5 protein-coding genes are annotated in these 5,808 nt (G+C 72.1%); 2 read left to right on the top strand and 3 right to left on the bottom strand.

What is annotated here, in order from left to right; genetic code table 11:
• Positions 1-220 precede the first annotated feature (220 nt).
• Complete coding sequence (locus HGA02_RS08680; protein ID WP_168678679.1) at positions 221-625, top strand: YchJ family protein; 405 nt, start codon at positions 221-223, stop codon at positions 623-625.
• Between the two features lie 87 nt (positions 626-712).
• Here HGA02_RS08680 and HGA02_RS08675 read toward each other — a convergent pair whose 3' ends face one another.
• From HGA02_RS08675 to HGA02_RS08665, 3 genes are all read right to left on the bottom strand, one after another.
• Positions 713-916 carry a cold-shock protein gene (locus HGA02_RS08675; RefSeq protein WP_124341270.1) on the bottom strand — a complete coding sequence of 68 codons (204 nt, stop codon included), beginning with the start codon at positions 914-916 and terminating at the stop codon, positions 713-715.
• Between the two features lie 208 nt (positions 917-1,124).
• Positions 1,125-2,225 carry a fatty acid desaturase family protein gene (locus HGA02_RS08670; protein ID WP_343035387.1) on the bottom strand — a complete coding sequence of 367 codons (1,101 nt, stop codon included), beginning with the start codon at positions 2,223-2,225 and terminating at the stop codon, positions 1,125-1,127.
• 180 nt (positions 2,226-2,405) lie between these two features.
• Positions 2,406-2,609: a cold-shock protein gene (locus tag HGA02_RS08665; RefSeq protein ID WP_124341269.1), complete on the bottom strand. Its 204-nt coding sequence runs from the start codon at positions 2,607-2,609 to the stop codon at positions 2,406-2,408.
• Between the two features lie 467 nt (positions 2,610-3,076).
• Between HGA02_RS08665 and HGA02_RS08660 the strand changes: the two genes are divergently transcribed.
• Positions 3,077-5,668 carry a rhamnogalacturonan lyase gene (locus HGA02_RS08660; RefSeq protein ID WP_168678678.1) on the top strand — a complete coding sequence of 864 codons (2,592 nt, stop codon included), beginning with the start codon at positions 3,077-3,079 and terminating at the stop codon, positions 5,666-5,668.
• Positions 5,669-5,808 lie beyond the last annotated feature (140 nt).

The raw sequence follows: 5,808 nt of genomic DNA, 5'->3' as shown, positions 1-5,808 counted from the left end.
CCCCGGCCGGTGCGGCGACCAGCGCCGCGGGCAGCAGGACGACGGCCGCCAGGGCCGTCAGGAGTCGTCGACGTGCCATGCGGACCGCCCCCGGTCTCGTCGGCCCCGGGCGTGACCCGCGGGGCGACCGGCCCGTCGCTCCGGTGCGCGGACCGGTCCTCCCGTCCTAGCCCTCGGGCCCGACGGGGACAACGGGCGCGCGGGGTGATATCCCCGGTGCATGACCGGATCGACGCGCCCGTCCGACGACTCCCGCTGCCCGTGCGGCACCGGCCTGGTGCTGGGGGAGTGCTGCGGCCCGATCCTCGACGGGCGCCCGGCACCGACCGCGGAGGCGTTGATGCGCTCGCGGTTCACGGCGTTCGCGGTCGGCGACGCGGCGTACCTGCGGGCGTCGTGGCACGCGTCGACGCGTCCGCACCACCTGGTCCTCGACGACGACGTCGAGTGGCGGTCGCTGGAGATCCGCGCGACGTCGGCGGGCGGGCCGTTCGACGACGCGGGTGTGGTGGAGTTCGTGGCCCGCTACCGCGAGGGCGGGGTGCGCGGGGCGCTGCACGAGACGAGCCGGTTCGTGCGGGAGGGCGGTCGGTGGTCGTACGTCGACGGGACGCTGTCGCCCTGACCTGACCGGCGCGACTCGTAGACGCGACGAGGCCCCGGCCGCTGCTGCGACCGGGGCCTCGTGCTCAGAGCGTCTGCGTGGAGACGATCAGAGGGGCGTGATGTTCGACGCCTGCGGGCCCTTGGGGCCCTGCGTCACGTCGAACTGCACCTTCTGGTTCTCCTCGAGCGAGCGGTAGCCGCTCGTCTGGATGGCCGAGTAGTGCGCGAAGACGTCGGGTCCGCCGTCCTCGGGGGCGATGAAGCCGAAGCCCTTCTCCGCGTTGAACCACTTCACGGTGCCGACAGGCATGTTCTCTCTCTTCTCACGTGCGGTACTGACAACCCCGACAGACCGGGACCGGTGATCACGGTGGTCGTCGTCCGACACCGGCAGGGATCCTGACGGCGAGCGTGACAAGCGAGGCAACGCGACTACGGGAAGAGGGTACGCGAGAGAGCCCTCCGTGGCACTGCCCTTCTTGGGACGGTCTCACCCGGTCAGACGAGGACAGACCGGGTCAGACGCGGTGGGCCGCCACGATCGGGCACACGAACGGGTCACGGTCGGCCAGCCCGACGGTGTTGAGGTGGCGCACGACGATGGCGTACGACCTGGCCAGCGACACCTGCGTGTAGGGGATCTGGTGGGTCGCGCAGTACTCGCGGACGATCGGCGCGACGCGGCGCAGGCTGATCGACGGCATCGACGGGAACAGGTGGTGCTCGACCTGGTGGTTGAGCCCGCCCATGACGACGTCGAGCCAGCGCCCGCCGTGGATGTTGCGGCTGGTGAGCACCTGGCGGCGCAGGAAGTCGATGCGGGCGTCCTTGGGGACCAGCGGCATGCCCTTGTGGTTGGGGGCGAAGGACGCACCCATGTAGAGGCCGAAGAGCCCGAGCTGGACGGCGAGGAACACGGCGGCCTTGCCGGGGGACATCACGGCGAGGACGAGCGCGAGCCAGCCGCCGAGGCGGATCGTGAGGAACAGCGCCTCGACCCACCGGCGCTGCAGCGGGCCGGGCTGGAAGAGCCGCTTGACGCTCGAGACGTGCAGGTCGAGGCCTTCGAGCAGGAGCAGCGGGAAGAAGAACCAGCCCTGCCGCGCGAGGAACCAGCGGGCGAGCGGGGAGCGGCGCTTCTCGACGTCGGCGGGCGTGAACGACAGCACGGGCAGGTCGATGTCCGGGTCGGCGTCGACCTGGTTCGGCTTGGCGTGGTGCCGGGTGTGCTTGCGCTGCCACCAGCCGTACGACAGACCCACGAAGAGGTCCGCGAGGACGAGGCTGGCCCAGTCGTTGGCGCGTCCGGAGCGGAAGATCTGCTTGTGCGCGGCGTCGTGCCCGAGGAACGCGATCTGCGTGAAGACCACGGCCGCGACGGCGGCGAGGGCGACCTGCCACCAGGAGTCGCCGATCAGGACGACGCCCGCGACGAGGCCGGCGACGGCGACGACCGCGCCGCTGAGCCGTGCGGCGTAGAAGCCGTAGCGGCGGCGCATGTACCCGGCCTCCTGGATGGTGCGGGTCAGCGCGGTGAAGCTGCTGGTGGGGTGGGGGCGCTCGGCGGTGCTGGTGCCTGCGCGGGCGCCGGCGGGGCCGACGGGGCGGATCTCGGTCACGGTGGTCCGTCTCTGCCCCTGCGGGGCCGGTCGCGTGCTGCTCTGCCCCGTGCGGGGCCGGTCGCGTGCTGGTGGAGCGGGCGACGGGTGCGCGGCGGCGATGGACGACGACGACCCGGGGTACGACGCGGGCGCCCCAGCACGGTGGTGCTGGGGCGCCCGGTCAGGTACGGCGCTGGATCAGGCCGGCGTGATGTTCGAGGCCTGCGGGCCCTTGGGGCCCTGCGTGACGTCGAACTGCACCTTCTGGTTCTCCTCGAGCGAGCGGTAGCCGCTGCTCGCGATGGCCGAGTAGTGCGCGAAGACGTCGGGGCCGCCGTCGTCGGGGGCGATGAAGCCGAAGCCCTTCTCGGCGTTGAACCACTTCACGGTGCCCAGGGGCATGATGCTCTCTTCTCTGTCGGTGTGCTGCGTGACAACCCCGGGTGTCCGGGACCGGTGAATCACGGTGTGTCGTCCGTCCGCTGCCGAGAGGATCTCGAGAACGTCGTGCCGGGGTCGCCCCGCGGCGGTGATGACAACTGCGACTACACGGCCACCGTACGGCACGCGGCGCGGTTCCGGGGTACCGGGTGCGGGATGTGTGCACGACGGGCACCTGGCGCGCACCTGGATCGAGGCGCCGGGTCACGCGTGGACGGGCCCTCCGACGGCTCGACGCCGTGCGGATGCGCGGTGGACAGCGGTTTCCGCAGGGTGGTGGCGCTCCCATCGTCACTTTCCGTCGAATCGCCCGTCGGGGGTTCAACCGGGACGGACCGCCGGGGTACGGTCGCGGGCAGGCCGAGGGCAAAGGCGCCCCGGCCGCTCTTGCCGTCCGGGGAGCCCTAGCGCTTTGAAAGGATTCAAGGATGAGTCTTCCCCGTCTCCACGGCCGCCTCGCGGCAGCCACCGGGACCGCAGCCCTGCTCGTCGGCTGCCTCGCCGTGCCGTCCGTCGCCGCCCCCGGGGTGCCTGCGACGGGTGGGCAGGGTGGGAGGCACGACGGGCCCGACCGCCTCACGCTCGAGCGGCTCGACCGCGGCCTCGTCGCCGCGACGACCGGCCAGGGCGTCTTCCTGTCGTGGCGGCTGCTCGCCCCCGAGGTCACGGGTGCGACCGCCACCGGCCAGACGGGCCCCGACTTCGCCGTGTACCGCGACGGCACGAAGATCGCCACGGTCTCCGACTCGACGAACTACCTCGACGCCGCCGGGACCGCCGGGTCGCGCTACCGCGTCGCGGCCGAGGTCGACGGGGTCGAGGTCGACGGAACCGACGTCACGCCGTGGGCCCAGGCGTCCGTCGACCTCCCGCTGAACAAGCCCGCCGACGGCGTCACGCCCGTCGGCGAGGCGTACACGTACTCCGCGAACGACATGAGCGTCGCGGACGTCGACGGCGACGGCGCGTACGAGTACGTCGTCAAGTGGGACCCGTCGAACTCCAAGGACGTCAGCCAGGTCGGGTACACGGGCAACGTCTTCGTCGACGCGTACGAGCTCGACGGCACGCAGCTCTGGCGGATCGACCTCGGCGTGAACATCCGCGCCGGCGCGCACTACACGCAGTTCCCCGTCTACGACTTCGACGGCGACGGCAAGGCCGAGCTCATGATGAAGACGGCGCCGGGCTCGAAGATCACGACGTACCGCGCCGACGGCACCGTGAAGTCGGAGAAGTACGTCAGCATCCCGAAGGACGACCGCAAGGCCGGGGTCACCGACACGACCGACTACCGGCTCAGCAAGCAGGGCTACTACGAGCACGTCGTGGCGATGTTCCGCGGCTGGGCCGACCGGCCCGAGGTCACGTCCGGGCAGTGGCCCGCGACGCTCGAGGAGGCCTTCGGCATCGCGCCGCAGTACACCTACCCGCTGTCCGACACCGACGCCCGCGCGCTCACCGACTACTTCATGGACGTCTACGCGCCGAGCCGCAGCGCGCGCAACGTGCTGCGGAACTTCGAGGGCTTCGTCGTCGACGGCCCCGAGTACCTCACGGTCTTCGCCGGCGACACCGGCAAGGAGCTCCAGACGGTCGACTACAAGCCCGGTCGCGACGACGACGGCCTGCTGTGGGGCGACTACGCCATGGCCCGCATCGAGCCCGGCAACCGCGTCGACCGGTTCCTGTCCGGCGTCGGCTACTTCGACGGGAAGACCCCGTCGGCGGTGTTCGCGCGCGGCTACTACACGCGCACGACCGTCGTCGCCTACGACTGGGACGGCAAGAAGCTGCAGGAGCGGTGGTACGTCGACTCCGGGCACGTGCCGCTGACGAACCCGTTCAACGACGGCCCGCACGGGCGCGACGGCACGGACCCCGAGTTCGGCACGATCACCACGCAGGGCTTCCACTCGCTGTCCGTCGCCGACGTCGACGCCGACGGCCGTCAGGAGCTCGTGTACGGGTCCGCGACGATCGACGACGACGGCTCGCTGCTCTACTCGTCGTTCGACACGCTGCCCGCGGGCAGCGCCGACCCGGGAGCGGACGTCCGCCTGGGCCACGGCGACGCGATGCACGTGACCGACATCGACCCGGACCGCCCCGGCCTGGAGATCTTCACCGCGCACGAGGGCGCGACGTTCGCGCCGTACGGCATGGCGATGCGCGACGCCGCGACCGGCGAGGTCCTGTTCGGCGTCTACTCCGGCCGCGACACCGGCCGCTCGATGATCGGCGACGTGCTCCCCGGGACCCGCGGGCTCGAGGCGTGGGCGTCCCTGCCCGGCGGCACGAACTCGCTCGGCCTGTACTCGGCGTCCGGCGTCGTCACGCCCGGCCCGATCCCGGGGACCAACCAGTCGATCCGGTGGGCCGCGGACGGCACCACGCAGATCGTCAACGGCTCGGGCGACCAGGACGTCACGATCGACGACTGGACCCGCGGCCGCCTGCTCACCGCGACCGGCACGCGTGCCAACAACGGCACCAAGGGCAACCCGTCGCTCGTCGCCGACGTCCTCGGCGACTGGCGCGAGGAGCTCCTGGTCCGCACCGCCGACTCGTCCGCGATCCGGCTGTTCGTCTCCACCGAGGTGACGAGCCACAAGCTCGCGACCCTCATGCACGACCCGCAGTACCGCGCCGAGGTCGCGCGCCAGCAGACGACGTACAACCAGCCGTCGTACCCCGGCTTCTACCTCGCGTCGGACACCGACTACACCCAGGTGCCCGTCGCGGACTTCTGGGCGCCCGGCAGCGTCGACGCCCTGGAGTCCGCCGTGAAGGCACGGATCGACGCCCGCGAGATCCGCGGACCCGTCGCCGCCGTGCTGCTCGCCGCCGTCAAGACGGCCGACGTGGCCGCCGACCACGGCAACGAGAAGGTCGCCGTGAAGTCGCTCGAGGCGTTCGTCACGGCGCTCACGCCGCGCTCGCGGGTCTCGACGGTCTCCGACGACGCCCGCGTCGCGCTGACGCACCAGGCCGAGCAGGTCGTCGCGATGCTCGACTGACCGACCCACCGGCCGGCACCCCTCCGCCGGTCACGCCGCCGCAGCTCCTCCTGCGACGGCACGAGCGCCCGGGACCCCGACCAGGTCCCGGGCGCTCGGTCGTCCGTGCGTCGAGGCAGCCCGCCCTGGCACGGCCCGGG

This window comes from Cellulomonas septica (assembly GCF_012396155.1).
Classification (GTDB): Bacteria; Actinomycetota; Actinomycetes; order Actinomycetales; family Cellulomonadaceae; genus Cellulomonas; species Cellulomonas septica.
Note: the sequence above shows the minus strand (reverse complement) of the source record. Positions and strands in the feature narration are given on the sequence as shown.

Coding starts and splice junctions, on each gene's coding strand:
- HGA02_RS08680 (WP_168678679.1), top strand. CDS start 221: ATGACCGGATCGACGCGCCCGTCCGACGACTCCCGCTGCCCGTGCGGC.
- HGA02_RS08675 (WP_124341270.1), bottom strand. CDS start 916: ATGCCTGTCGGCACCGTGAAGTGGTTCAACGCGGAGAAGGGCTTCGGC.
- HGA02_RS08665 (WP_124341269.1), bottom strand. CDS start 2,609: ATGCCCCTGGGCACCGTGAAGTGGTTCAACGCCGAGAAGGGCTTCGGC.
- HGA02_RS08660 (WP_168678678.1), top strand. CDS start 3,077: ATGAGTCTTCCCCGTCTCCACGGCCGCCTCGCGGCAGCCACCGGGACC.